This window comes from Nitrospirillum amazonense (genome assembly GCF_007828035.1).
Taxonomy (GTDB): domain Bacteria; phylum Pseudomonadota; class Alphaproteobacteria; order Azospirillales; family Azospirillaceae; genus Nitrospirillum; species Nitrospirillum amazonense.
The window spans coordinates 1-1,815 of record NZ_VITV01000031.1; the positions used below are offsets into that span (position 1 = coordinate 1).

Annotated in this window: 1 protein-coding gene; it reads right to left on the reverse strand. The window is 69.1% G+C overall.

The features are described from left to right. Positions 1-1,815 (reverse strand): beta strand repeat-containing protein (locus FBZ87_RS29435; RefSeq protein WP_186455051.1); only part of this gene is annotated, 1,815 nt, incomplete at both ends.

A 1,815-nucleotide genomic window follows, 5' to 3' on the forward strand; every position in this document is an offset into this window, starting at 1 on the left:
GCCGACGCTGCCCTGGCTGTACAGGGCGGTGACGCCCGCGATGGTGCCGCTGTTGCTGATCGCGGCGATGGTGGCGCCGATGGCGTTGCGCAGGGCCCGGCCCGTGACGGTATCGGTGGCGCTGATGACGCCGCTGTTGTCGATGCTGCCGATGCTGCCGCTGTTGTACAGGCCGTAGGCGACGCTGCTGATGCTGCCCATGTTGGTCAGCACGCCGATGCTGCCGGCGTTGTTCAGGCCGGCGGCCTGGGCCGAGGGCGCGTCCTTCAGCAGACCGGTGTTGAGGACCGTGCCGATGACGCCCTGGTTCCACAGGCCGACCAGGCCCGTGGCCGTGCCGCTGTTGTCCACCAGGCCAATGGTGCCCCGGTTGCGGATGCCATAGCGGGCGCCGTCCAGCAGGCCGCTGTTGGCCAAGGTGCCCAGACTGCCCGTGGTGGCGATGTAGGCCGCCGTGACCACGCCGCTGATGGTGCCGCTGTTCCCCAAGCTGCCCAGCGTGCCGCCGATGTAGTCGTTGGCCGCCGCGACCACCAGGTCCACGTTGGACCCGATGGTGTCCACGCCGGCGGCGATGGTCAGGCCGCTGACGCCGGAGGTCAGGCTGACCCCGGTGTAGCTGGAGCCCGCCCCGCCCTGGATCAGGATGGCGCCGTTGCTGCCCCCCACCACGTAGTTCTGCGCCGCGTCCACGCTGGCGGTGATGGCCCCGCCGCTCACATTGGCGACACCGCTGACGAACAGGTGGTTGGTCGACAGCGCCAGCGTGCCCGTGGCCTGGCTGTAGTTGCCGGTGATGCTGAGGTCGCCGCCCAAGGCCAGGCTGGCGCCGCTGTTGACCACCGTGTGGCTGCCCACGTTGAGGGCGTCATTGAGCACCTGGGTGCCGCCGGCGAACACCACGTTGCTGGCGGTGTTGGTGATAACCCCGCCCGTCAGCGTGCCGCCACCGCCCGCGATCACCAGGTCGGTCGCCGACAGGTTGGCGATGTTGCCGCTGATCGTGCCGGCGTTGAGGACGGTGCCCAGCGTGGCGCCGGCGCCGTTGTACAGCGCGTAGGCGCCGCCGGAGATCAGGCCCTGGTTCAGCAGCGTCCCGATCACACCGGTGTTGCGTACACCCGTGGCCGACCCGACGATGCTGCCCACCACGGCGGTGAGGCTGCCGGTGGGGAAGAGGGCGTTCGCCAAGCCCAGGACGGTGCCCGAGTTGTTGATGCCGATGCTGCCGGTGATCGCGCCGGCGTTGACCAGGGTGCCGACGACGCCGGCATTGCTCAGGCCCGTGGCCGAGCCGCTGATGCTGCCGATGAACGTGGTCAGGCTGTCGGTGGCGAAGACGAAGTTCTGGATGAAGCCGATGGTGCCGGTGTTGTTGATGCCGATGCTGCCGGTGACCTGGTTGGCGTTGACCAGGCCGCCGATGCTGCCGGCGTTGTTGATGCCCGCGGTCACCCCGGTGATGGTTCCGGCGTTGCCCAGGCTGTACATCGAGCCCTGGTTGTCGACCGCCGCCCCGGTGGTACCGACGATGGTGGCGTAGCTGACCAGCGTGCCGATGCTGCCGGCGTTGGTCATACCCACCGCCCCTTGCAGCAGACCCACCGTGCCATAGCTGGTCGTCGTGCCCGTGCCCGTCAGCGTGCCGATGGTGATGGTGCCGATGCTGCCCAGGTTGTTCAGGGCGGCATTGGCGCCCAGCAGCGTGCCGGTGTTGGTGAGGCTGCCCAACGTGCCCGTCGCCGCCACGTAGACCGCGTTGCTGGCGCTGATCGTGCCGCTGTTGTTCAGGCTGCCCAGCACCGTGCCGACATA